Annotated in this window: 18 protein-coding genes, 1 tRNA gene and 1 pseudogene; 7 read left to right on the top strand and 13 right to left on the bottom strand. The window is 66.9% G+C overall.

The window, feature by feature from the left end; genetic code table 11:
- Nucleotides 1–8: 8 nt before the first annotated feature.
- Nucleotides 9–1,622 (bottom strand): tetratricopeptide repeat-containing sulfotransferase family protein, encoded by a 1,614-nt coding sequence (locus AC1Q5B_RS16335; protein ID WP_492632542.1) that lies wholly within the window; start codon nt 1,620–1,622, stop codon nt 9–11.
- Between the two features lie 163 nt (nt 1,623–1,785).
- Between AC1Q5B_RS16335 and AC1Q5B_RS16330 the strand changes: the two genes are divergently transcribed.
- The 5 genes from AC1Q5B_RS16330 (at nt 1,786) to rnfB (ending at nt 8,004) form a co-directional block, all read left to right on the top strand.
- Entirely contained in the window at nt 1,786–3,906 is a 2,121-nt protein-coding gene (locus AC1Q5B_RS16330; RefSeq protein WP_492632541.1) for an alpha/beta hydrolase family protein, read from the top strand.
- Between the two features lie 138 nt (nt 3,907–4,044).
- Nucleotides 4,045–4,857 (top strand): hypothetical protein, encoded by an 813-nt coding sequence (locus tag AC1Q5B_RS16325; protein WP_492632540.1) that lies wholly within the window; start codon nt 4,045–4,047, stop codon nt 4,855–4,857.
- A gap of 90 nt (nt 4,858–4,947) precedes the next feature.
- Complete coding sequence (locus AC1Q5B_RS16320) at nt 4,948–5,388, top strand: DUF2147 domain-containing protein (protein WP_492632539.1); 441 nt, start codon at nt 4,948–4,950, stop codon at nt 5,386–5,388.
- 119 nt (nt 5,389–5,507) lie between these two features.
- On the top strand, nt 5,508–7,568 hold the full coding sequence (gene metG / locus AC1Q5B_RS16315; RefSeq protein ID WP_492632538.1) for a methionine--tRNA ligase: 2,061 nt from the start codon (nt 5,508–5,510) through the stop codon (nt 7,566–7,568).
- Between the two features lie 22 nt (nt 7,569–7,590).
- A complete protein-coding gene (gene rnfB / locus AC1Q5B_RS16310) occupies nt 7,591–8,004 on the top strand; it encodes an Rnf electron transport complex subunit RnfB (protein ID WP_492632537.1) in 414 nt (137 codons plus the stop codon).
- Nucleotides 8,005–8,042: 38 nt separating this feature from the next.
- Here rnfB and AC1Q5B_RS16305 read toward each other — a convergent pair whose 3' ends face one another.
- From AC1Q5B_RS16305 to AC1Q5B_RS16280, 6 genes are all read right to left on the bottom strand, one after another.
- Nucleotides 8,043–8,978 (bottom strand): TraB/GumN family protein, encoded by a 936-nt coding sequence (locus AC1Q5B_RS16305; RefSeq protein ID WP_492632536.1) that lies wholly within the window; start codon nt 8,976–8,978, stop codon nt 8,043–8,045.
- Between the two features lie 10 nt (nt 8,979–8,988).
- Entirely contained in the window at nt 8,989–9,924 is a 936-nt protein-coding gene (locus AC1Q5B_RS16300) for a DUF1684 domain-containing protein (protein ID WP_492632535.1), read from the bottom strand.
- 1 nt (nt 9,925) lies between these two features.
- Nucleotides 9,926–11,743 (bottom strand): DNA mismatch repair endonuclease MutL, encoded by a 1,818-nt coding sequence (gene mutL / locus AC1Q5B_RS16295; protein WP_492632534.1) that lies wholly within the window; start codon nt 11,741–11,743, stop codon nt 9,926–9,928.
- Nucleotides 11,744–11,808: 65 nt separating this feature from the next.
- The gene (locus AC1Q5B_RS16290) at nt 11,809–13,329 is read right to left on the bottom strand and encodes an N-acetylmuramoyl-L-alanine amidase (RefSeq protein ID WP_492632533.1); all 1,521 of its coding nucleotides are present in this window, start codon (nt 13,327–13,329) and stop codon (nt 11,809–11,811) included.
- 87 nt (nt 13,330–13,416) lie between these two features.
- Complete coding sequence (tsaE, locus tag AC1Q5B_RS16285) at nt 13,417–13,899, bottom strand: tRNA (adenosine(37)-N6)-threonylcarbamoyltransferase complex ATPase subunit type 1 TsaE (protein WP_492632532.1); 483 nt, start codon at nt 13,897–13,899, stop codon at nt 13,417–13,419.
- A gap of 49 nt (nt 13,900–13,948) precedes the next feature.
- Nucleotides 13,949–15,421, bottom strand: a complete 1,473-nt coding sequence (locus tag AC1Q5B_RS16280) for an NAD(P)H-hydrate dehydratase (protein WP_492632531.1) — start codon at nt 15,419–15,421, stop codon at nt 13,949–13,951.
- A gap of 67 nt (nt 15,422–15,488) precedes the next feature.
- On the opposite strand from AC1Q5B_RS16280, the gene queG reads away from it, so the two are divergent.
- Nucleotides 15,489–16,580, top strand: a complete 1,092-nt coding sequence (queG, locus tag AC1Q5B_RS16275; protein WP_492632530.1) for a tRNA epoxyqueuosine(34) reductase QueG — start codon at nt 15,489–15,491, stop codon at nt 16,578–16,580.
- Nucleotides 16,581–16,727: 147 nt separating this feature from the next.
- Here the strand turns inward: queG and pgi are convergent, their stop codons facing one another.
- The 6 genes and pseudogenes from pgi to pcnB form a co-directional block, all read right to left on the bottom strand.
- Nucleotides 16,728–18,239, bottom strand: a complete 1,512-nt coding sequence (gene pgi, locus AC1Q5B_RS16270) for a glucose-6-phosphate isomerase (RefSeq protein WP_492632529.1) — start codon at nt 18,237–18,239, stop codon at nt 16,728–16,730.
- Nucleotide 18,240: 1 nt separating this feature from the next.
- The gene (gene panD / locus AC1Q5B_RS16265; protein WP_192311656.1) at nt 18,241–18,621 is read right to left on the bottom strand and encodes an aspartate 1-decarboxylase; all 381 of its coding nucleotides are present in this window, start codon (nt 18,619–18,621) and stop codon (nt 18,241–18,243) included.
- 75 nt (nt 18,622–18,696) lie between these two features.
- Nucleotides 18,697–19,539 (bottom strand): pantoate--beta-alanine ligase, encoded by an 843-nt coding sequence (gene panC / locus AC1Q5B_RS16260; protein WP_492632528.1) that lies wholly within the window; start codon nt 19,537–19,539, stop codon nt 18,697–18,699.
- A gap of 36 nt (nt 19,540–19,575) precedes the next feature.
- Entirely contained in the window at nt 19,576–20,388 is an 813-nt protein-coding gene (panB, locus tag AC1Q5B_RS16255; protein ID WP_492632527.1) for a 3-methyl-2-oxobutanoate hydroxymethyltransferase, read from the bottom strand.
- A gap of 17 nt (nt 20,389–20,405) precedes the next feature.
- Nucleotides 20,406–20,888, bottom strand: a complete 483-nt coding sequence (gene folK, locus AC1Q5B_RS16250) for a 2-amino-4-hydroxy-6-hydroxymethyldihydropteridine diphosphokinase (protein WP_492632812.1) — start codon at nt 20,886–20,888, stop codon at nt 20,406–20,408.
- A 5-nt stretch (nt 20,889–20,893) separates the two neighbouring features.
- Nucleotides 20,894–22,201: pseudogene (pcnB, locus tag AC1Q5B_RS16245) on the bottom strand (polynucleotide adenylyltransferase PcnB); the annotation flags it as partial.
- Between the two features lie 119 nt (nt 22,202–22,320).
- Between pcnB and AC1Q5B_RS16240 the strand changes: the two are divergent.
- Nucleotides 22,321–22,395: transfer RNA gene (locus AC1Q5B_RS16240), tRNA-Glu, on the top strand.
- Nucleotides 22,396–22,509 lie beyond the last annotated feature (114 nt).

Here is a 22,509-nt window from a genome sequence, read left to right as displayed (position 1 = left end):
CCTTTTGCTCATGTTTGCCGTGCTGGCGCAGCCGAATCTTCGGAATGGAGCAACGCGATCAAAGGCTGCAGATCATCCGCATAGCAGCGCCACCGGTCTTGGGCATCGCGATGCAGCGTCCCACGAACCTGCGCCGCACTGGCGGTCGCCACCGGCGCGGCATTGAGTTCGAACCGAAGGCATTGCGGCTGCCAGTCGAGCCCACAGAAGTCCAGGAGCCGCCGGGTCTGGTACTCCTGGTCTGAAATGAGATCTTCGTAATCGATCCAGAGAATGCGATCGCCCAGAAGGCTCTCGAAATGCTGCATCAACCGGTTGAACCTCACAAAGTACCGTCCCGTCTCGACTAGATCGAACGAGTAGCCGTGGTAAGGAGACGCCGGCGAAAAAAGTTGCCGGAAGTTGGAGAGGCAGGTATCCAAGGGATTCCGGCGCATCCCAATGATCCTTGCCCCGGGGAGCGCACGGGCGATCATTCCCAGATAGAGGAAATTATGGGGGTGCTTGTCGACGAAGTGCGGGAAGCTACCCGTCAGTGGCCTAGTGCTGTCGATGTAGCCGGTGCCAAGCGCTTTCCAATCGATCCGCCTCGCAGCCAGTACGGTATCCGCGTCGATCAAGCGAGGCGTTCGCGTACCACCCGCACGCTTGATCAGGGACGGGAAATTGAGCACCTCGCCGATCGACTGCACCGACGAATGGCTCGACAGGATGCGATCAACCAGCGTGGTACCCGTGCGAGGCATCCCGACGACGAAGATGGGTTCCTCACTTGGGTATCCCATCGCATGGCCTGCGCTGGCGGATTCGGTCGCAAGAGCATCGAAACACGCGTGGTCGACTTGCGTACCGAAGCGCAGGAGCGCCTTTCCGGTTGTCTTGCCCGCTGTGAAATGGCGAAAGGCGCTCGCGTAGTGACCGATGTCCTCATACTCCTTTCCCAGCGCCAGATGGAGATACATCCTGCTCGCTGCATCGCGGGTCCCCTCAAGGCTTGCCGTCAGGCGCCGGATGTTGTTGACCTCCGGCGTCCACTTCTTCAGCTGCGCCAGACCAAGATGTGCCTGCGCGTGGGCAGGCTGGTGGACCAGCACCTGGCGGTAGGCCGCCTCCGCAGCCTGAAGATCCCCGTTGAACAGCGACGTGGTGGCATGGTTGAAGACGTTGCGCATGTCCTCCGGGAGAAGTTCGAGCGCTCGGGCACTCAGGCGGCTCGCCGGCTCGTAGGCATTGGCCCTGGCGAAGATCACGGAGAGTTGCTGACAGGTCGACGCGTTGCTCCATGCCAAGGGCACAGCCTCATGCGCCAGCCCCAGCGCCTGTTGGGGAGAGCGAGCCTGGGAAATGGCGCGCGCCGCCTGCAGCAGGAGGTCTACGTCACCCGGCTTGAGCTCCACGGCCTTCTGCGAATGCGTCAGCGCCTCGTCGAGCGAGCCGGTTGCCAGCGCAGCGACCGACAGCAGATGGTGAACGTGCGGCAGCTCCGGATTCGCCACCGCCAGCGCTCTCAATACAGGCAGCGCACGTTCCCAGTCGCCCCTATTCGACGCTTCCACTGCGATGAGGTATTGGCGGGCCGCCCAGGTTTTTGCTTCGCCGGTCGAGTCAGGGGTTCCGGACATGAAATGGGTAGCCCAGGTCACGTATTTACAGGACTGCATCTTACAGTCGCGCGCTCCGGTCGGTGTCGCCCCACAGATGGTGACAAGGGCCGAGCACCTCGGCCCCCGTACACACGCGACGCCGGTATCTGCCCACGGCCCTACGCCCCGCCAGGAAGTGTCAATGGCCGAAATTTTCCTGCTAAAGTCGGCATCCAGTCACGCTTCAACGGGCGTGCGCGATGGCCCAAATCCGCCGTCGTCGAGCTGTTTTCATCCGGGGCGATTTTTAATTGGGGGAGTAATGAAGAAATCCTTACTTGCGACATCGATGCTGGCGCTTGCGTGCGTGCTGGCGGCGCCTGGGCAGGCGGCGACGCTCCAGCAGGTGCGTGACTTCGTCTCGCATCCCGCTTACGGCACAGTGAAGATCTCGCCCAATGGCGAGTACCTTGCGGTGACGGTCGACAAGGGCGAGCAAGATGTCCTCGCTGTCATGCGCACCAGCGACTTGAAGCTGGTCAAAGTCAACCAGTTGCCCGACAGCAAGAGCGTAGGCAGTTTCTACTGGGTCAGCCCAAATCGCCTGATGTTCAACGCGATCAAGAAGCTGGGCGGCTACGCACAACCATTCAATACCGGCGAATGGTTTGCGGTGAACGCCGATGGCAGCCAGCCGCGCCCGCTGATCTTCTACGGTACCCGCGATGCGACTCAGCGCGGCAAGACCGTGGGTTCGGAACGGTTCTCGCTGTTGGATACGCTGCGCGACGATGATCAGAACGTCATTATGCAGGCCACCAGCCCGCGCTCTTCGGAAGGCGTAGGCACCGAGGTGTATCGCATGGACACGCTGAGCGGGCGCCGCATTTCCCTGGGCCGCGCGCCCAAGGAGAACTGCAGCATCGCGCTGGATGCTGGCAAGCAACCGCGGTTCGCGGTCTGCTCGTCCAGCAAGGACGAAGAAGGCGAATACGACGAGCGTACCGAGCTTTACCGGCGCGACGACAAGGGCTGGACACTGGTCAACGCCTCCAAGTCGGGCGGCAAGCACCTCTCGGTGATCCGTACGACCGTGACTGGCACCGTCTATGCCGAACAGGACGATGGCAAATCCCCCGCGGCTGTTGGCACGCTGAGTACCGCGACCGGTGAGTTCACGCCCTTGTTCCAGGACAAGATCGCCGAGGTATCCGACTACATCTGGTCCACCGACGAATCCACGCTGGTCGGCGTCGTTACCGAGGCCGGCGCTCCCGCCGTGAAGCTGATCGACGAGAGCAGCCCGGACGCCGAACTCTATGCATCTCTCGCCGGCGCATTCGAAGGGCAGATGGTCGATTTTGCAAGCCAGACACAGGACGGCAAGAAGATCATTGTTAGCGTCTACAGCGACAGCAATCCCGGCGAGCTCTACCTCTACGATCGGGACACCGGCAAGGCGCGCTTCCTGATGCAGCGCAAACCTGAACTGGACAAGAAGAACATGGCGTCCGTGAAGCCGTTCAACTTCACCTCGCGCGATGGCAAGCTGATACATGGCTACCTTACCCTGCCGCACGGCTCAAATGGCAAGAACCTGCCGTTGATCGTCAATCCGCACGGCGGACCGATCGGCCCACGCGACAACTGGGGCTTCAACTGGGAGGCACAGTTGTTGGCCAGCCGAGGTTACGCCGTTCTGCAGGTGAACTACCGTGGCTCTGGTGGATACGGCAAAGCGTTTCAGGACGCAGGTCACCTGCAGTGGGGACAGGGCATCCAGAACGACATCATTGATGCCACGCAATGGGCCATCGGCCAGGGCTATGCCGACAAGGACCGTATCTGCATCTACGGCGGCAGTTTCGGTGGCTATTCCTCGCTGATGGCCCCCATCCGTGCGCCCGGCCTGTTCCAGTGCACCTTCGGCTATGTCGGCGTGTACGATGTGGACTTGATGTTCAAGAAGGGCGATATCCCGGAACGCGAGTCCGGCCAGCGTTATCTTCGCCGCACGCATGGCAGCGACACGAAGTCGTGGGCTGAGAATTCTCCGGCGCGGCGCGCCGGCGAAGTGAAGATCCCGGTCTACCTCGCTGCAGGCGCCCGCGACGTGCGCACGCCGCCGGAACAGACCGAGCTGATGAACAAGGCGCTGATCGCCGCCGGCAATCCGCCGGAAGGCATGATCATCCAGTCCGGTGAAATGCATGGCTTCTACGATGTCGAGAACCGCGTGAAGCTCTACACGACCATGCTGGACTTCTTCTCCCGCCATCTCGGCGGAACCGTCACTGTCGGTGCTCCCAGCAAGAGCAACTGAGCAGTTCAGGTGGCGTTGTTGGCGGCCGGCCCATGGGGCCGGCCGTTTCTATTGGCCGCCCATCGTGACTTTCGATACAGGCGTGCTTGCCGGCGAATTCACAGAATGGTCAGCACGTCATCGGGGAAAAGGAAGTTCATGAAGCCGCTGAAAACCATGTTGGTGCTTGCCGCACTGTGCCTGCCCGCCACAACGCAGACGGTGATGGCACAGAACGCCGCCGCACCCGATCCGACTCAGGACAGACTGATGCTGTCGGCCGGGTTCCTGTCGGCCCACCCGGACCTCCGTTACCGACTGCATGGGCTGGAGGAGTTCAAGAAAGGGCGTTACGAAGATGCCTTAAAGTTCTTTCAGCGCGCGTCCTTCTACGCAGACAAGGCTTCGCAAGGGATGGTTGCGGAGATGCTGTGGAACGGTCAGGGCGTCCCGAAGGACCCGGCACTGGCCTACGCATGGATGGATCTTGCCGCCGAACGAGGCTATGCGGGCTTCCTCGGACTGCGCGAGCGCTACTGGAGCGCACTGAGCGAGGCGGAGCGCCAGCGCGCACTGGAAGAAGGCGCGGCGCTGTATGCCAAGTACGGGGACGAGGCGGCGCAACCGCGCATCGCAAACACCCTTCGGCGCGAGCGCCGGAAGATTACGGGCAGCCGGACCGGCTTCACGGGGAACGTGCAGATCTACGTACCGGGACCAAACGGTTTCGAACAGATCGACGGCAGCAAGTTCTTCGACGAGAAGTACTGGGACCCGAAGCAGTACCAGGCCTGGCACGACAACGTCTGGATGAAGCCACGCATCGGACGCGTGAGCGTGGGCGAAGTCGAACAACTTCCTGCACAACAACCCGCTTCCCGCATTCCGGGAGCCGAGCCCGATGTCAATGCCATCGAGCCGGAAACGCCCGAGCGGAACGAAAGTGAACTGGGAACGCGAAAGGACGGCTGAGCCCTTCCATACGCCAGCGGATGCGGTATAACAGGCATCATCCTGCCGGCCATTGCCGGCGGGCCTGACCTACATCCCTGGGAGGGGAACATGCGCAAGACCCTGATGGCCGCGATGCTGGCCGCTCCGCTGATGGCCCTGTCGATGGTGGCGTCAGCCGCCGATCCGGTGATGGGCCGCTGGAAGACCATCGACAGCGAGACCGGCAAGCCCAAGTCCTTCGTCGAGATCACCCAGGCCGCCAACGGCACGATCACCGGCCGCATCGTCGAGCTGATCAACCCGAGCAAGCCGAACCCGACCTGCGACAAGTGCAAGGACGACCGCAAGAACAAGCCGATCACCGGCATGGAGATCATCCGCGGCATGAAGGCCGAGGGCGGCGGCGAGTACGCCGGCGGCACCATCCTCAAGCCGGACGAGGGCAAGATCTACAAGTCGAAGATGGAACTGATCGAGGGTGGCAAGAAGCTGGAGGTGTCCGGCTGCATCGCGTTCATCTGCAAGTCGCAGACCTGGATCCGCCAGTAAGCCCTTGTGGATCCATGACAGCACAGGCCCGGCATTGCCGGGCCTGTTGCGTTTGGGCCACGGGAAAGGGCTTCCATCCGGGCATGCGATAATCGCAGTCCCCCGTCGCGAAGTCCGTCATGAGCCGCACCGCACTCGTCACCAACGCCCTTCCCTACGCCAATGGCCCGCTGCACCTGGGTCACCTCGTAGGCTACATCCAGGGCGACATCTGGGTGCGGGCGCGCCGGATGCGGGGCGACACGGTGTACTTCGTCTGCGCAGACGACACCCATGGCACGCCGATCATGCTGGCGGCGGAGAAGGCCGGTGTCACGCCCGAGGCCTTCATCGCCGGCATCCAGGCCAGCCATGAGCGCGATTTCGCTGCGTTCGGCGTGGCGTTCGACCACTACGACTCGACCAACTCCGCCGCAAACCGCGAACTGACGGAACAGTTCTACCAGCGCCTCGACGCCGGTGGCCACATCAGCCGCCGCACGGTGGCGCAGTTCTACGACCCGGCCAAGGGCATGTTCCTGCCCGACCGCTACATCAAGGGCATCTGCCCGAACTGTGGTTCCGCCGACCAGTACGGCGACAACTGCGAGGTCTGCGGTGCCACGTACGCGCCGACCGACCTCAAGGAACCGAAATCGATCCTGTCCGGCAGCACGCCGCAAATCCGCGATTCGGAACACTACTTCTTCGAGGTGGGCCGCTTCGATGCGTTCCTGCGCGAATGGCTGGCCGGCGACGTCGCGCTGCCCGGCGTCAAGGCGAAGCTGCGCGAGTGGCTGGATGCCGAAGGTGGCCTGCGTGCGTGGGACATCTCGCGCGATGCGCCGTACTTCGGCTTCGAGATCCCCGGTGCGCCCGGCAAGTACTTCTATGTCTGGCTGGATGCGCCGATCGGCTACCTGAGCAGCTTCCAGAACCTGTGCAACGAACGCGGCATCGCGTTCGAGCCGCACCTCGACGCCGGCACCGATGTCGAACTGCACCACTTCATCGGCAAGGACATCGTCAATTTCCACGGCCTGTTCTGGCCGGCGGTGCTGCACGGGACCGGCCATCGCGCGCCGACACGCCTGCACGTCAACGGCTATCTGACCGTGGATGGCGCCAAGATGTCGAAGTCTCGCGGCACCTTCATCATGGCACGCACCTACCTGGACGTGGGTCTGGAGCCGGAAGCGCTGCGCTATTACTACGCGGCCAAGTCGTCCGGTGGCGTCGACGACCTCGACCTCAACCTCGGCGACTTCGTCGCGCGCGTCAATGCGGATCTGGTCGGCAAGTTCGTCAACCTCGCCAGCCGCTGCGCCGGCTTCATCGACAAGCGCTTCGGCGGCAAGCTCGCCGACGCGCTGCCCGATCCCGCCATGTACCAGCGCTTTGTCGACGCGCTTGGCCCGATCGCCGACGCTTACGAGCGCAACGAGCCGGCCACCGCGCTGCGCCTGACGATGGCGTTGGCCGACGAAGCCAACAAGTACATCGACGAGACCAAACCCTGGGTGATCGCCAAGCAGGAAGGCGCGGACGCCGCCCTGCAGTCCGTCTGCACGCAGGGCCTGAACCTGTTCCGCGTTCTCGCGGCCGCGCTGAAGCCGGTGCTTCCGCGCACCGCAGCGGAGGCGGAGGCTTTCCTCGGCGCCCCTGTCGAAACCTGGGCCGACGTCGCAGCGCCGTTGCAGGCGCACACCATCCAGCCGTATTCGCCTCTCTTCACCCGTATCGACCCGAAACTGATCGACGCCATGACCGACGCTTCCAAGGACACCCTCGCCGCTCCGGCGCCCGCCGCCGCCGAGAAGAAGACCGAAGCCAAGGCGGCCGCGCCTGCAGAACCGAAGGACACCGGCGGTGTCATCGGCATCGAGGACTTCGCCAAACTCGACCTGCGCGTCGGCAAGGTGCTGGAGTGCGGCCTCGTGGACGGTTCCGACAAGCTGCTGCGCTTCCTGCTGGATGCCGGCGACCTGGGCCAGCGCCAGATCTTCTCCGGCATCCGCGCCAGCTACGCCGAACCGGACAAGCTCATCGGCCGCAACGTGGTGTTCATCGCCAACCTGGCCCCGCGCAAGATGCGCTTCGGCCTGAGCGAGGGCATGATCCTGTCGGCCGGCTTCGACGGCGGCGCGCTGGCGCTGCTGGACGCGGATGCCGGCGCCTTGCCCGGCATGCCGGTGCGTTGACGCCGCCAGCCTCGCCACGGCGATGAACGCCGATCTCGTCGAACGCCTCGACCGCCTGTTGCCGCAGACCCAATGCGGCCAGTGCGGGTTCGACGGCTGCCTGCCGTACGCGCAGGCGATGGCGCGCGGCGACGCCGGCGTGGACCATTGCCCGCCTGGCGGCGACGCGGGTGCGCGCGCACTCGCCCGCGTGTTGCAGGTGCCGCCGTTGCCCTACGACCGCGCGCGTGGCATGCACAAGCGGGCGATGGTTGCGGTAGTAGTGGAAGCAGACTGCATCGGCTGCACGAAGTGCATCCAGGCCTGCCCGGTGGATGCGATCATCGGCGGCGCCAAGCAGATGCACGTCGTAATCGATCCGCTGTGCACGGGCTGCGAGCTGTGCGTGCCCGCTTGCCCGGTGGACTGCATCGTCATGGAGCCTGCCAGGACGTGACGCCACGCGCGTCGGTGCCACACCGGATCAGCTGAGCGTCAGCGTCCACCGGTCGTGCATGCGGAACAGATGCGCTCGACCTTGTAGCCGTGGTCGCGCAGCTTCTGCACGACGCCATCCTCGCCCAGCAGGTGCAGCGCACCGACGACCACCAGCGCATCGTCGTCGCCGGGCTGATCGAGGATCTGCCGGATCTTCGGCACCCAGGCGTCGTTGCGGTCGACATTGATGCGCCGGTACAGACGCGGATACTGCTCGCGCATGTCGGACGCCATGCCGTTCCATAGGGCTTCGGCGTCTCCACGGCGCCAGGCGTCGTGCAGGCGCCGGGTCTCCGCCGAGCCCTTGTCGGCCTGCTCCAGGGCTTCCGCCACGAACTGGCGCTGCTCGGTTGCGTCCATGCCATCCAGCACGCCGATCTGCTCCTGCATGCGCTCCAGCCCGCTGGTGGGCTTGCCGGCCGCCAGGGCCTTGTCCATGAAATGATTGTCCAGGCCCAGTTTCGGGTCCAGCCCCTGCTTGGTCATCTCGACGATGCTGATCGTCAGGCCGGCGAACCACGGTTCGAAACGGGTGAACGAAGCGAGCGGCACATTGTTCTTGCCCGCCCATGCCTCCAGCCGCGTCCAGGTGGCGGCGTCGAGGTCCTGCTGCAGCGTCTTGCCGTCGATGCGCATGGCGGCCTGCATCATCAGCTGCGAGCCGGCCGGTGAACGCATTTCCTCCGGCGACAGTTCGAACAGCACGCGCTCGGCATCGGCGAAGGCGGCATCGACATCGCCGGACAGCGGATAGTCGCTCGGGCGCAGCAGATGGAACGAACCCAGCAGGTAGACCGCGTTGTCCTTGTCGGACACCTTCCACAGCAACGGCACCGGCGCCCCGGTCGCGCTGGGCGCATCCACCGCGAGGACGGACGCGCTGCCCAGCAGCGCGGTGGCGACGAGGACTTTCAGCGAACGGCGCAGCAGCATCGGTCTTCCTTCAGAGCACTTTGATGGGCTTCGCGTACGCCTTCTCGCCAGCCTCGACCAGCAGATCCAGTCGGTTCTCCGCCGGCGGCAATGGACAGGTCGCGTAAGGCGTGAAGGCGCAGGGCGGGTTGTAGGCCCGGTTGAAATCCAGCACTACCTTGCCCGCCTGCGGCGCGTCGGCGTCCAGGAAGCGGCCGGCCGGGTAGCTGCCGTGCCCGCTGGTACGGTCAGCCAGCACGAAGAACAGCGGACCGCCCGCCTGTCCCAGCGCCTCCAGCCGGAATGTCTTGCCGTCGCGCTCGAACTCGACCACACCGGGATTGGGCGATTCGGTCGCCACGCCGATCACGTCGATGATGGTCAGCGTCTTGCCGACGGGATGCGGGATGAAACGGCCTTCGATGCGCCAGTCTTCCTGCACGGGCCAGTAGTCGAGTCCGACGAACTGCGTACGCGACTCGGCATCGGCATGCTTCACCCGCAGTGCGTGCCGGCCACCGCGCTCGATCACGGTCAGCTGGCCCTTGCCTTCGTCGAAGCCTATCGTCGACGGCATCGCATCACGGTCGCTTTCAAGTTCCACGCGGCCTTTCAACGGCTCGCCGTTGAAGGTGAGCGCGTTGCCGCCCTCGGGCGTGAAGAAGACCCGCTTGTCCTGCTGCGTGACCATGCCCAGCCTGGCAGGACCGACGGCGAGCCTGATGCCGCTGCCCGGCCCGCTGCCGATGAAGTGGGATTTCAGTTCGATCCAGTGCAGACCGACGAGGCTGGTCCAGCCGTCGGGCGCCGTCAGTTCGATCCTGCGTTGTTCGCGCCAGGCGCTGTTGTCGGCGAGGAAACGGACATCCGCCACCTTGCCGGTGGTCGCGGGTTTGTCGTCGCCTCCGCACCCGGCCAGCAGCCCCAACAGCAGGGCCATCCCCAGCCATCCCCTGTTCTTCCCCATGTCAGCGTCCTCGCAGGAACCAGCGGTCGATCTCGTTCAAGGAAAAGCGCGCCCAGGTCGGGCGGCCGTGGTTGCACTGCCCGGAGCGCTCGGTGGCTTCCATCTCGCGCAGCAGGGCATTCATTTCGGGCAGCGTCAGTCGCCGGTTGGCGCGCACGGCGCCGTGGCAGGCCATTGTCGCCAGCAGTTCGTCGCGCGCCGCGGCGACCCGCCGGCTCTCGCCATGCTCGCGCAGGTCGGCCAGCACGTCGCGCAACAGCGCTTCGGGTTCGGCATTCGACAGCAGGGCGGGAATGCTGCGCACGCTCAACGACTGCGGGCCGCTGCGGGTGATGTCGAAGCCGAGGGTCGCCAGCGTCGCGGCCTCGCGCTCGGCCACGTCCGCCTCCCGTTCGGCCACCGCCAGCACCATCGGCACGAGCAGAGGTTGCGCGCGCAGGCCGATACTGTCGTGCGCGCCTTTCAGCTTCTCGTAGCCGATGCGTTCGTGCGCGGCATGCATGTCGACCACGATCAGGCCGTCGGCGTTCTCCGCCAGGATGTAGATGCCATGCAACTGCGCGATGGCGAATCCCAGCGGAGGAATGCCATCCGCATCTTCGACGGGCATCGCCTGCACGGACGGCGTCGACAGCATCGTGCCCGCCTGCGTGCCCGCCTGCGTCGCATCGGACAGCGGAGCGGCATACAGCGCGGCGTAGGCCGCGGGAGCCTCCGCCACGTTGAGTCCCAGCGGCGACTGCTGCGTGGGCATCCAGGCGGACGGCATGGACGCTGCGGGCCGCGCACCGAAGGACGCTGGCGCGATGTCCTGCGCCAGCGTGCCGGCGCGCGTCTCGGCGAGCGCTTCATGCAGCGTGCGGTAGACGAAATCGTGGATAAGGCGCGTGTCGCGGAAACGCACCTCGTGCTTGGCGGGATGGACATTGACGTCCACGCGCGTGGGATCGAGCTCCAGGAACAGCACGTAGGCCGGCTGGCGGCCATGGAACAGCACGTCCTGGTACGCCATCTTCACCGCATGCGCGATATTGCGGTCGCGCACCGAGCGTCCGTTGACGTAGACGTACTGCTGGTCGACGCTCGCACGCGAGTAGCTGGGCTGCGCGATCCAGCCATGCAACCGCAGCCCGGCCGCCGCATGGTCCACGCGCAACGCACTGCGGGCGAACTCTTCGCCCAACGTCTCGCCCAGGCGCGCGAGCGATTCCAGTTCATCGGCCTTGTAGCGCCGCGAGGGGCGTCCGTTGTGCGAGACGCGCAGCTCGATGTCGGGACGCGCCAGCGCCAGCGATCGCAGCCATTCCTCGATGTGGCCCATCTCGGTGCGTTCGGCGCGCAGGAATTTCCGCCGCGCCGGCACGTTGTAGAACAGCTCGCGTACTTCCACGGTGGTGCCGACGGCGTGCGGCTTGGGCGCGACCTCACCGACCTTGCCGCCTTCCACCTGCAGCGAGGCGCCATGTTCGTCCTGCGCGCGCCGGGACGTCAGCGCGAAGCGGCTGACCGAGGCGATCGACGGCAGCGCTTCGCCGCGGAAACCGAGCGTGGCCACCGCCTCCAGATCATCGAGCGATGCGATCTTGCTGGTGGCGTGCCGCGATACCGCCAGCGGCAGCTCTTCCGGCGCAATGCCGCCGCCGTCGTCGCGGATGCGGATCAGGCGGACGCCGCCCTCTTCCAGATCGATATCGACGCGCCGCGCGCCGGCATCCAGGGCGTTCTCGACCAGTTCCTTGACCACGGACGCCGGGCGTTCGACGACTTCGCCGGCAGCGATCTGGTTGATGAGGGTGTCGGGAAGCTGGCGGATCGGCACGTGCTGGCGGCGCGGTGGCGCCGTCTCGGGGAATCAGCCGTGATGATAGCCGAGCGGCCGGGCGATCAGGGCGCGCCGGCGGCTCCGCCCGCGGCAACGGTACGTGCGTCCGCCTCGGCCTGCGCACGCGCGGCGAACAGCGTGCCTGGCGGCGGCTGGCGGGTGAAGTAGGACTGGATGCCTTCCAGCACCGCGCCGGCGACCTTGCGCTGGTGGGCCGGATCGAACAGGCGCTTTTCTTCATCCGCATTCGAGATGAAGCCCGTTTCCACCAGCATGGCCGGCATGTCGGAGTTGCGCAGCACTTCGAAGTTGGCGAACTCGATCTGCGGCTTGTGGGTCTTGCCCAGGCCCTTCAACGAGGTCAGCACGTGGCCGGCAGCATCCTGCGACGCCTTCATGTGGCCGCTCTGGGCCAGGTCCAGCAGCACGTTCGACAGCGTGTCCTTGGTCAGCCGCACGCCGCCGACCAGGTCGGAGGCATTTTCCTTGTCGGCCAGCCAGCGCGCATGCTGCGAGGACGCGCCGCGCAGCGACAGCACATAGACGGACGAGCCCCAGGCGCTGCGGTTCTCGGCCGCATCGGCGTGGATCGAAACGAACATGTCGGCCTTCGCCGCACGCGCCTTGCGCGCACGTTGCGGCCGCTCGACGTAGACGTCGGTGTCGCGGACCAGGTACGCCTTCATGCCCGGCGTGGCGTTGATCTGGCGGGCCAGCTCCTTGGAGATGGCCAGCACGGCGTGCTTCTCGTAACGACCGCTGGGGCCGATGGCGCCCGGGTCCTGACCGCCGTGGCCGGGGTCGATGGCGATGACCAGCGGACGCGTGCCCGCCGCGATCGCGGCCGAAGGTCGGGGAGCTTCAGCGGCAGGTGCCGGCTCGGTCGTGGCGGTGGCGGCCGCGCCCGGCATCGGCGTGGGCTGGCCGGTGGCAATGGTGTAGGTGGGCCGCTCGCCGGGCGTGGTCTGCGCCGGCACCGCGGTCGCGGTCGGCTGGCCGTTGAGGATGGCCTGCGGCGAAGGTGACGTCGGGCTGGACGGCGCAGGCGCCGTGCCTGCCTGCACTACCTGCGCGGTCAGCAACGCCGTGGCACGCGCGGCGTCGGCCTGCGGCGAAGTGGCGGGCGTCGGGGTCGTGGCGGGCGGAGGCGTTGCGGGAGTGGTGGCAACGGACGTGGCCGGTACGGCAGCGCCGTCGCCCGGCCACTCGATCACCAGTCGCGAGGTGGCGCCTTCCTGCTCCATCCGTGGCTTCAGCGCCGTGATCGGTGACGCGAGGTCGAAGACGACACGCAGCGTATTCGCGTCCGGCTGGCCGGTGCGCACGGCACGCACGATGCCGGCCGGGGCCGGCAGGCGCAGGCCGGCCTTGGCCGTCGAGGCGGGAAGGTCGACGACCAGCCGGTCGGGGCCTTTCAGCGTGAGGGTCTTGTACTGCCCGGCGCCGGCCAGCTGGATCTCGGCACGCGTGCCAGTGCTGCCCTGGGCGATAGTGACGCCGGTGACCTCGCCGGCCAGCAGCGTGCACGGCGCCACGGCCAGCACGCCTGCAAGGGCGAGGCGCAGCGTGGCAGTGGTGGGCATCCCCGGGCTCATGCCGCGGATTCAAGCACCATCCGCCCACGAATGCAAGGCGTTTTCCCTTAATAATCCGCAACCTGGCGGATGTTCCTAACCGGACTGGAGAGATGGTGCGGGCAACTGCCCTTCGGCTGTCAGGCGGGTCAGCCACGCGTCGCCGGCAGCGGATACGCCCGCGAGCCGGGCCGAGCGGCCGGCGCCCTCGACCGCCAGTGCCACATGCAGGTCCGCAGCGGGCAGCGCGGCGGCGCCACGTTCGGGCCATTCGACCAGCCACAGCACCGCTGCACCCTCGTCCAGTCCCAGAAACTCCAACTCGCCGGCGTCGCCAATGCGGTACAGATCCAGATGCCAGGCTTCTCCCCCGTCAACCGGATAGCGCTCGACCAGTGTGTAGGTGGGACTGCGGATCGCACCCGCCACGCCGAGGGTCCGCAACAGCGCGCGAGCCAGCGTGGACTTGCCGGCGCCGAGCTCGCCGTGGAGATGCACGACCGCGAACCCAGGACGCGTGCGCGCCAAGGCCTGGCCCAGCGCTTCGGTGGCGTCGTTGTCGGGAAGGATCAGGTGCATGCCGCGATTCTAAGCGCTCACGCAATGGCGCGATGCGAAACCGCGACGCTCACGGATTGGCCAGCCGTCGCAGGTGCGCGAACAGGTCCGACGGCAGCAGACCACGCTGTCCGTCCCACGCCGCCGCGTCGCCGGCCAGCGCATGCAGCAACGCACCGGCGCTGGCGGCCTCGAAGGCGGAAAGTCCCTGGGCACGCAACGCGGCGATAACGCCGGTCAACACATCGCCCATCCCGCCGACCGCCATGCCGGGGTTGCCGGCATCGATCACGCAGGGAGTTTCGCCGGGTGCCGCCACGATGGTGCCTGCGCCCTTCAGCACCACCACGCAGACATGCCGCTGTGCGATCGCCTGCGCGGCAGCGAAACGATCGCCCTGCACATCGGCCGTCGTGCAATCCAGCAAACGCGCGGCTTCGCCGGGATGCGGCGTCAGGATCGTGTCGTCCAGCATCTGTGGCGACATCGCCAGCAGGTTCAGCGCATCGGCATCCATCACACGCGGCTTGCCGCCGCGCATTGCGTAGCGGAACAGTGCGCGGCCCCACTCGCCCTGACCCATGCCGGGACCGAGTGCGATCACGCGCGCACGCTCGAGCAACGGCGCCAGGTCGTCCGTCGACTCCACCGCTCGCACCATCGCCTCTGGCCTGCGCGCCAGCAATGGCGCGACATGTGTCGGTCGCGTCGCGACGCTCACCAGTCCGGCACCGGAACGCAATGCGGCTTCGGCGCACAGCGCGATCGCGCCCCCGCTGCCGTCATCGCCACCGATGCAGAGCACGTGCCCGGATTCGCCCTTGTGCGTGTTGCGGCGACGCGGAAGCAGCCAGCGCGCCAAGGCATCCTGGTCCAGCAGCAAAGCGTGCGCCGGCACACCTTCGAAGGCCGCTGCGGGAACCTCGAGATCCTCCAGCGAAAGCGCGCCGGTGTATTCCAGCGCGTCACCGGTATGAAGGCCTGCATGCCGTGCGATGAACTGCAGTGTGCGCGTCGCCAGTACCGCGGCGCCCGGCGCGCACCCCTTGTCCGCATCCACGCCGCTCGGCACGTCGAGCGCGAATACCGGTGCCGCCTGCCTGTTGATCGCATCGACCAGCACCTGGACATCCCGCTCCGGCGCGCGCGACAGACCGATGCCGAACAGCGCATCCACGACGACGTCCGCCATCGGCAGTGCGCCATCGAACAAGGTGACCTGCCCACCACCGGCGACATAGTCGGTGCAGGCCCGTTGCGCGACCGGGTTGCCGGGGACGTGCGCCGGCAGGTGTACGACGTCGACGCGACGGCCCGCACGATGCGCATGACGTGCCAGCACGTAGCCGTCGCCGCCATTGCTGCCGGGCCCGCACACCACGACGATGCGCTGCGCCTCGGGCCAATGCAGCAACAGGTGCTGCCAGGCGGCCAGGCCGGCGCGCTGCGTCAGCGCGTACGGATCGCCTCCAAGCGCCTGCGTGGCGCGTGCGTCCAGTGCCCGCGCGGCGTGCGTGGAATACAGGGGCGAGGTGCCGGACATGGCGGAATTCTAGGTCCGCCCCGGGTTGCGGGGAAGTGAATCCAGAGGGCCCTTCTATAATCGCGCCATGTCGACCGCTGGCCCCAGCCCATCCCTGCCCGACCCCGCCGCGCTCGCCCGGCGCGTGCGGACGCTCGCGCACGAATTCGGTTTCCAGCGCTGCGGCATCGCCGGCATCGAACTGGGCGAGGACGAGCGCCATCTGCGCGACTGGCTGTCGGAAGGCCTGTACGGCTCGATGGACTGGATGGCCCAGCACGGCGACAAGCGTTCGCGTCCGCAGGAACTCATCCCCGGCACGCTGCGGGTGATCTCGGTGGGACTGGATTACGGGCGCAACGACAGCGACGACGCCTGGGACACCTTGCACGATGGCGAGCGCGCCTATGTGGCGCGCTACGCGCTGGGCCGCGACTACCACAAGCTGATGCGCAACCGGCTACAGAAGCTGGCCGAGCGCCTGCAGCAGGAAGTGGGCGCATTCGGCCATCGCGTATTCGTGGATTCCGCGCCGGTGCTGGAGCGCGCATTGGCACGGAATGCGGGACTGGGCTGGATCGGCAAGCACACCTGTCTGATCGACAAGGATGGCGGCTCGTGGTTCTTCCTCGGCGAGATCTACGTCGACCTGCCGTTGCCGATCGACGCACCGGCCAGCGCGCACTGCGGGACCTGCACGCGCTGCATCGACGTCTGCCCGACCCAGGCGATCACCGCACCGTACCGGCTCGATGCACGCCGCTGCATCTCCTACCTGACCATCGAGCATGAAGGTGCGATTCCGGAAGACCTGCGCCCCGCCATCGGCAACCGCATCTTCGGCTGCGACGACTGCCAGCTGGTCTGTCCCTGGAACAAGTTCGCCAAGCGCACGGACGAACCGGATTTCCGCGCGCGCAACGAGCTGGACGTGGCCACGTTGCCGCAGTTGTTCGCATGGGACGAAGCAGCGTTCCTGCGCCGCACCGAAGGATCGGCGATCCGACGCAGCGGCCACGAGCGCTGGCTGCGCAACATCGCGGTGGCGCTGGGCAATGCGCCGTCGACCCCGGACGTACTGGCGGCACTGGCGAGCCGTCGCGACGATACGTCGCCGCTGGTCCGCGAGCACGTTGCCTGGGCGCTGCATCAACACGGAGACGCTGTGGGAGCGATGTGAGTCGCGACCGCACGAACGAATCGCCCTGACCCGCAAATCACGCCAGCTACCGGGCTTCCATGCACGGAGCAGCGGCAGTCCAATGGCTCACTTCGTGCGGTCGCGACTCACGTCGCTCCTACAGAAAAGCAGGAGGGCGCGCCATCCTTAGCCGCGCGTCCTCAGCTCGGCCAGCAACGCACGCGTCACCGGATCCTTCGCTTCGGATTCGCCCTTCAGTGCGGGCAGCAGTCCGTTGGCGAGCTGCTTGCCCAGCTCCACGCCGAACTGGTCGAATGCATTGATCTCCCACAGCACCGACTGCGCGTAGACGCTGTGCTCGTACATGGCGATCAGACCACCGAGCGACTGCGGCGTCAGCGCATCCAGCAGGATCATCGTGCTCGGTCGGCCGCCTGCATAGCTGCGATGCGGATCTGCGCTGGCCTGCCCATTCGCCAGCGCCTCGCTCTGCGCCAGCAGGTTGGACATCAGCGCGAGGTGGTTCTCGGCATACGGATCGTCGTTGCGCACGGTGCCGACGAAATCCAGCGGCACGATCTGCGTGCCCTGGTGCAGTGCCTGGAAGAAACTGTGCTGCACATCGGTGCCTGCGCCGCCCCACCACACCGGCACGGTGTCGACACCGACCGGGCTGCCATCCAGCTTCACCGACTTGCCCAGGCTCTCCATCACCAGTTGCTGCAGATAGGCCGGCAGCAAGGCGAGACGCTGGTCGTAGGTCATCACGCCGTGCGCGGCATGGCCGAGCACGTTGCGGTTCCATACCGCCGTCAATGCGTGGCGTACCGCGATGTTGTCGGCGAGCGGCGTGCCGATGACGTGCGCATCGAAGGCGGACGCACCTTCCAGCAACTGCTCGAAACGGTCGAAGCCGATCGCCAGCGCGATCGGCAGGCCGACTGCGGACCACAATGAATACCGGCCACCGACCCAGTCCCACATCGGCAGCACGCGCTCCGGCGCGATGGCGAAGGCCGCCGCGGCTCGCTCGGGATTGGCGCTGACGGCGTAAAGGCGCTCGCTGCCGCCCAGCCAGTCGCGCAGGATGCCGCCATTGAGCAGCGTTTCCTGCGTACCGAAGGTCTTGGAGATCAGCACCGCCGCCGTGCGCGCGGGATCGAGCGGCGCCAGCGTGCGCTGCGCCGCCGCCCCGTCGACGTTGGACAGGAAGTGCACGCGGAAGCGGCCCGGCAGCGGACCGCGCAGCGCATCGGCCACCAGCCGCGGCCCGAGGTCGGAACCGCCGATGCCGACGCTGACGATGTCGGTGACATCACTGCCTTCCAGCTGCGCGATCAGCGCCGCCATGCGCTGGCGAACGTCGGCCGCAGTGGCGAAGGCCTCGCGTGCCACCATGGCATCCGAATTCCGCCCGCGCAGCGCGGTATGCAGGGCCGCGCGATCCTCGGTGACGTTGACCTTCTCCCCATCGAACAGACGGCGGAAAGCGCCAGCCAGGCCGGCCGATTCAGCTTGCGCCTGCAATGCCTGCCACGCGGGCGCGTCGTACGACTGGCGGGCGAAGTTGAAGTACAGCGGACCGCTGCGCAAGGCATGGGCGGCGACGCGATCGGGCTCGCGCGCCAGCAGCGTGCTCAACGGAACCGCGCGCAGGCGCGCGGCGTGGGACTGCAATGCGTCGAAACCCTGGCTCATGTCAGGCCGCCTGCTTGGGGATGCTGCGGTTGGTGTGGGTGATGCGGTTCTGGCCGTCCACGTAGACGAGCGTGGGTTGGAACGCATCGGCTTCCTGTTCGCTCATCGAGGCGAACGCGGCGATGATGATCAGGTCGCCGACCTGCACGTGGCGCGCGGCGCCGCCGTTGAGCGAGACCACGCCGCTGCCTTCGTCGGCACGGATCGCGTACGTCGAGAAACGGGCACCGTTGGTGACGTCCCAGATGTGCACCTGTTCGAACTCGCGGATGCCGGTGGCGTCCAGCAGCAGGCCGTCGATGGCGATCGAGCCTTCGTAGTTCAGCTCGGAATGGGTGACGGTCGCGCGGTGGATCTTGGTCTTGAGCAGGCTGAGGTGCATGTCGGCGGGGAGAAGAGCGGGAGCGCGAAGTTTATCCCCTCGTGCCGGGCCTTGTACCGCGCGCGACCGGTCCGGTCAGAACTCCAGATTGTCGATCAGCCGCGTACGGCCCAGCTTCGCGGCGATCAGCGCGACGCGCGCGCCCTGTTCGCCATCCTGCGGCTCGCTGAGGTCGGGACGACGGATCACGGTGTAGTCCACTTCATAACCAATACCGGCGAGCTGTCGGCCGGCCTCGGTCTCCACCTGCGCGCGCGGAGTGCCGGCTACCAGGCTTTCGCGCATCGCGATCAGGGTCTTGCGGATCTCCGCGGCACGCGGGCGCTCGTCCGCCGACAGATACTGGTTGCGAGAACTCATCGCCAGGCCGTCCGCCTCGCGCACGATGCTGCCCGCGAGGATCTGGATCGGGAATGCCAGGTCGGTGACCAGTTGGCGGATCACCGCGAGCTGCTGGTAATCCTTCTTGCCGAACGCCGCCACATCGGGCTGCACCTGGTTGAACAGCCGGCTGACCACGGTGCACACGCCATCGAAATGGCCAGGGCGGTGCGCACCTTCCAGCACACTGCTGACGCCGGGGACGTGGACGTTGGCCGCCAGTTCGACACCGAACGGATACATCGACTCCACCGTCGGCAACCACAACACATCGCAGCCCGCGCCTTCGAGACCGCTCATGTCCGCTTCCGGCGTGCGCGGATAGCGGGTGAAGTCCTCGTTGGGTCCGAACTGGGTCGGATTGACGAACACGCTGGACACCACGCGGTCCGCGTACTGGCGCGCCAGCATCACCAGCGAGTAATGGCCGGCGTGCAGGTTGCCCATCGTGGGCACGAACCCGACCCGAAGGCCCTGCTGCCTCCACTCCCTGACGCGGGAGCGCAGCGCCTCAAGCTCGGTGATGGTCTCGATCATCGTGGCCCCTGTGGCGAGTCGTTGCGCGCGGCGCGGTCAGTAGGAATGGGCGTCGTCGGGGAATGCCCCGCTGCGCACCGCGTCGGCGTATGCGCGCACCGCGCCCGCCACGGAGCCACCTTCCGCCAGGAAATCCTTGACGAACTTCGGCCGCCGATGGCCCGTGTCCAGGCCGAGGAAGTCATGCAGCACCAGCACCTGTCCGTCGCAGCCGGGTCCGGCACCGATGCCGATGGTGGGAATGGCGAGGTCCGCGGTGATCGTGGCGGCCAACGACGACGGCACGCATTCCAGCACCAGCAACTGCGCACCGGCCGCGGCGACGGCGCGCGCATCCTCGCGCAGGCGCGCGGCGGCGGCTTCGTCGCGGCCCTGCACGCGATAACCACCGAACTTCAATACCGATTGCGGCGTCAGACCCAGGTGGGCGCAGACCGGGATGTCGCGCTCGACCAGGAAGCGGATGACGTCGAGCTTGTGGCCCGCGCCTTCCAGCTTGACCATCTCCGCGCCGGCCTGCAGCAGCGCGATGGCGGCGTCGAGTGCGCGCTCGGGCGTGGCATCGGACTGGAACGGCAGGTCGGACACCAGCAGCGCGCGGTTGAGTCCCCGGGAAACGACGCGGGTGTGGTAGACGATGTCGTCCACCGTCACCGGCAGCGTCGAATCATGCCCCTGCACCACCATGCCCAGCGAATCGCCGATCAGCACCAGGTCGACGCCGTTGGCGTCCAGCACGCGGGCGAAACTGTTGTCGTACGCCGTCAGCATCACCAGCTTGCGGCCCTCGCGCTTGGCTTCGGCGAGGGCGGGAACGGTCCAGGGCTTGCTGTCGGCGTGCGTGCTCATAGTCCCGCATTATCCACTCATAACGGATGGATGTTGGACATTTCCAGCGCGGACACAGCGTCCCGCGCAGCGCCGTAGCCGGGAATACGGGCCTCCGGCAGCACCTCCAGCAGCGGGACCAGCGCGAAGGCGCGCTCGTGGAGGTGCGGATGCGGCACGCGCAGGCCCGGCTCGTCGATCACCGCATCGCCGTACAGCAGCAGGTCGAGGTCCAGCGTGCGCGGCCCCCAGCGCTCCCCGTCCACACGGTGCCGTCCGAAGTCCGCCTCCACCGCCAGCAACGAATCAAGCAATGCGCGTGGCGCCAGCATGGCCTCCACCAGCGCTACCGCATTGATGAAATCGGGCTGGTCTTCCCTGCCCCATGCGGGTGTGCGGTAGAAGCGCGATGCCGCACGTACGGCGATGCCGTCGCGGCCGTCCAGCGCATCCAGTGCGCGCCGCAGCGTGTCGGCCGCATCGCCGAGATTGGCTCCCAGGCCGATGCAGGCCTGGACGATGGGCGTCATTCCGGCGAAGGGCCGCCAGCACGGCGGCGACGGCGGCGACGGCGCTTGGACGGCGGCGCGTCCTCGTCACTGAAAGCATCCGTCGGCGCAACGCCGAGCGTGGCCGCCAGTTCTTCGCCGGACTGCGTCTGCGCCTCGCGCCAGAACGCGACGTCCTCGGCATGCTCGGGCGACGCCGCCAGCCGCAGGACCAGGAAGTCGAAGGCCGCACGGAAGCGTGGGTGCGTCAGCAGGCGCGTCACCCGCTTGCGCTGGCGGTTGCCGAAGCGCGTCTGCAGCAGCCAGATCTCCTGCATCGGCAGCGAGAAACGGCGCGGCAGCGCCACGGTATTCAACTGGTGCAGGGTGACGCGGTCGGCGGCACGCCGCTGCGCTTCCTCCGCGTGCACCCCCTGCGCCTGCAGCCCCATCAGGGCCCGGCAATAGGCCGGCCACAGCAGCAGCGCGAACAGGAACGCCGGCGACACCGGTTCTTCGTTGGCCACGCGCTGATCGGTGCCGGCCAGACCGGCCAGCACCATGCGCCGCAGCGCACCGCTGCGGTTGGACGCGAGCGCGGCGGCGGTTTCGGGGAACAGCACCTTCAGCAGGCCGAAGCGCTCCAGCCCTTCGAAGCTGGCGACACCATGCCCCGACAGGAACAGCTTCAGGATCTCTTCGAACAGGCGCGCGGGCGCGGCTTCCGCCAGCAACGGCGCCAGCGGCGCGATCGGCGCGGCGGTGTCGGCGTCGATCTCGAAGCCGAGCTTGGCGGCCAGGCGCACGGCGCGCAGCATGCGCACCGGATCCTCGCGGTAGCGCTGTTCCGGGTCGCCGATCAGCTTCAGGCGCCGCGCCATCGTGTCCTCGAAACCGCCGACGTAGTCGCGCACCGAAAAATCGTCGATGGCGTAGTACAGCGCGTTGGCGGTGAAATCCCGGCGCACCGCGTCGTCCTCGACCGTGCCGTACACGTTGTCGCGGACCAGCCGGCCGTTGTCCATCTCGCGGTCGCCGCTGCCGTCGTCGCTGTTGGCGCGGAAGGTGGCGACCTCGATGATTTCGCGCCCGAACACCACGTGCGCCAGGCGGAAACGGCGACCGATCAGGCGACAGTTGCGGAACTGCTGGCGCACCTGTTCGGGGGTGGCGTCGGTAGCGACGTCGAAATCCTTGGGGTGGCCGCCGACCAGCAGGTCGCGCACCGCGCCGCCGACCAGATAGGCCTGGAAACCGGCGTCCCGCAGGCGGTAGAGCACGCGCAGCGCGTTCGGGCTGATGTCCTTGCGCGAGATGGTGTGCTGGTCGCGCGGGATGGTTCGCAGAGCGGTGGCGGGCGTAATAGCGGCAGTTCCATGCAGGAGGGTCACGCGGCCGGCGAGGTGGATTGCCCTCGGCCCGACCGCCGCCTATACTAATCCGCTACGCCGGTTTCACCAAAAACGCTCCCTTCGTCTAGTGGTTAGGACGTGGCCCTCTCAAGGCTAAAACAGGGGTTCGAGTCCCCTAGGGAGCGCCATCCGGCCGAGGCTGCGGGTTGAGATCCGCAGCGGGTGAATCCACCAGAACCCCGCCCCGGCGGGGTTTTGTGTTTCCGGACCCGGACCCGGACATGGACGCATTAAACCCGGTT

This window comes from Pseudoxanthomonas sp. GW835-FHT14C01, assembly GCF_058793715.1.
The sequence above is the reverse complement of the archived record's forward strand: the minus strand, read 5'-3'. Positions and strand labels throughout refer to the sequence as shown.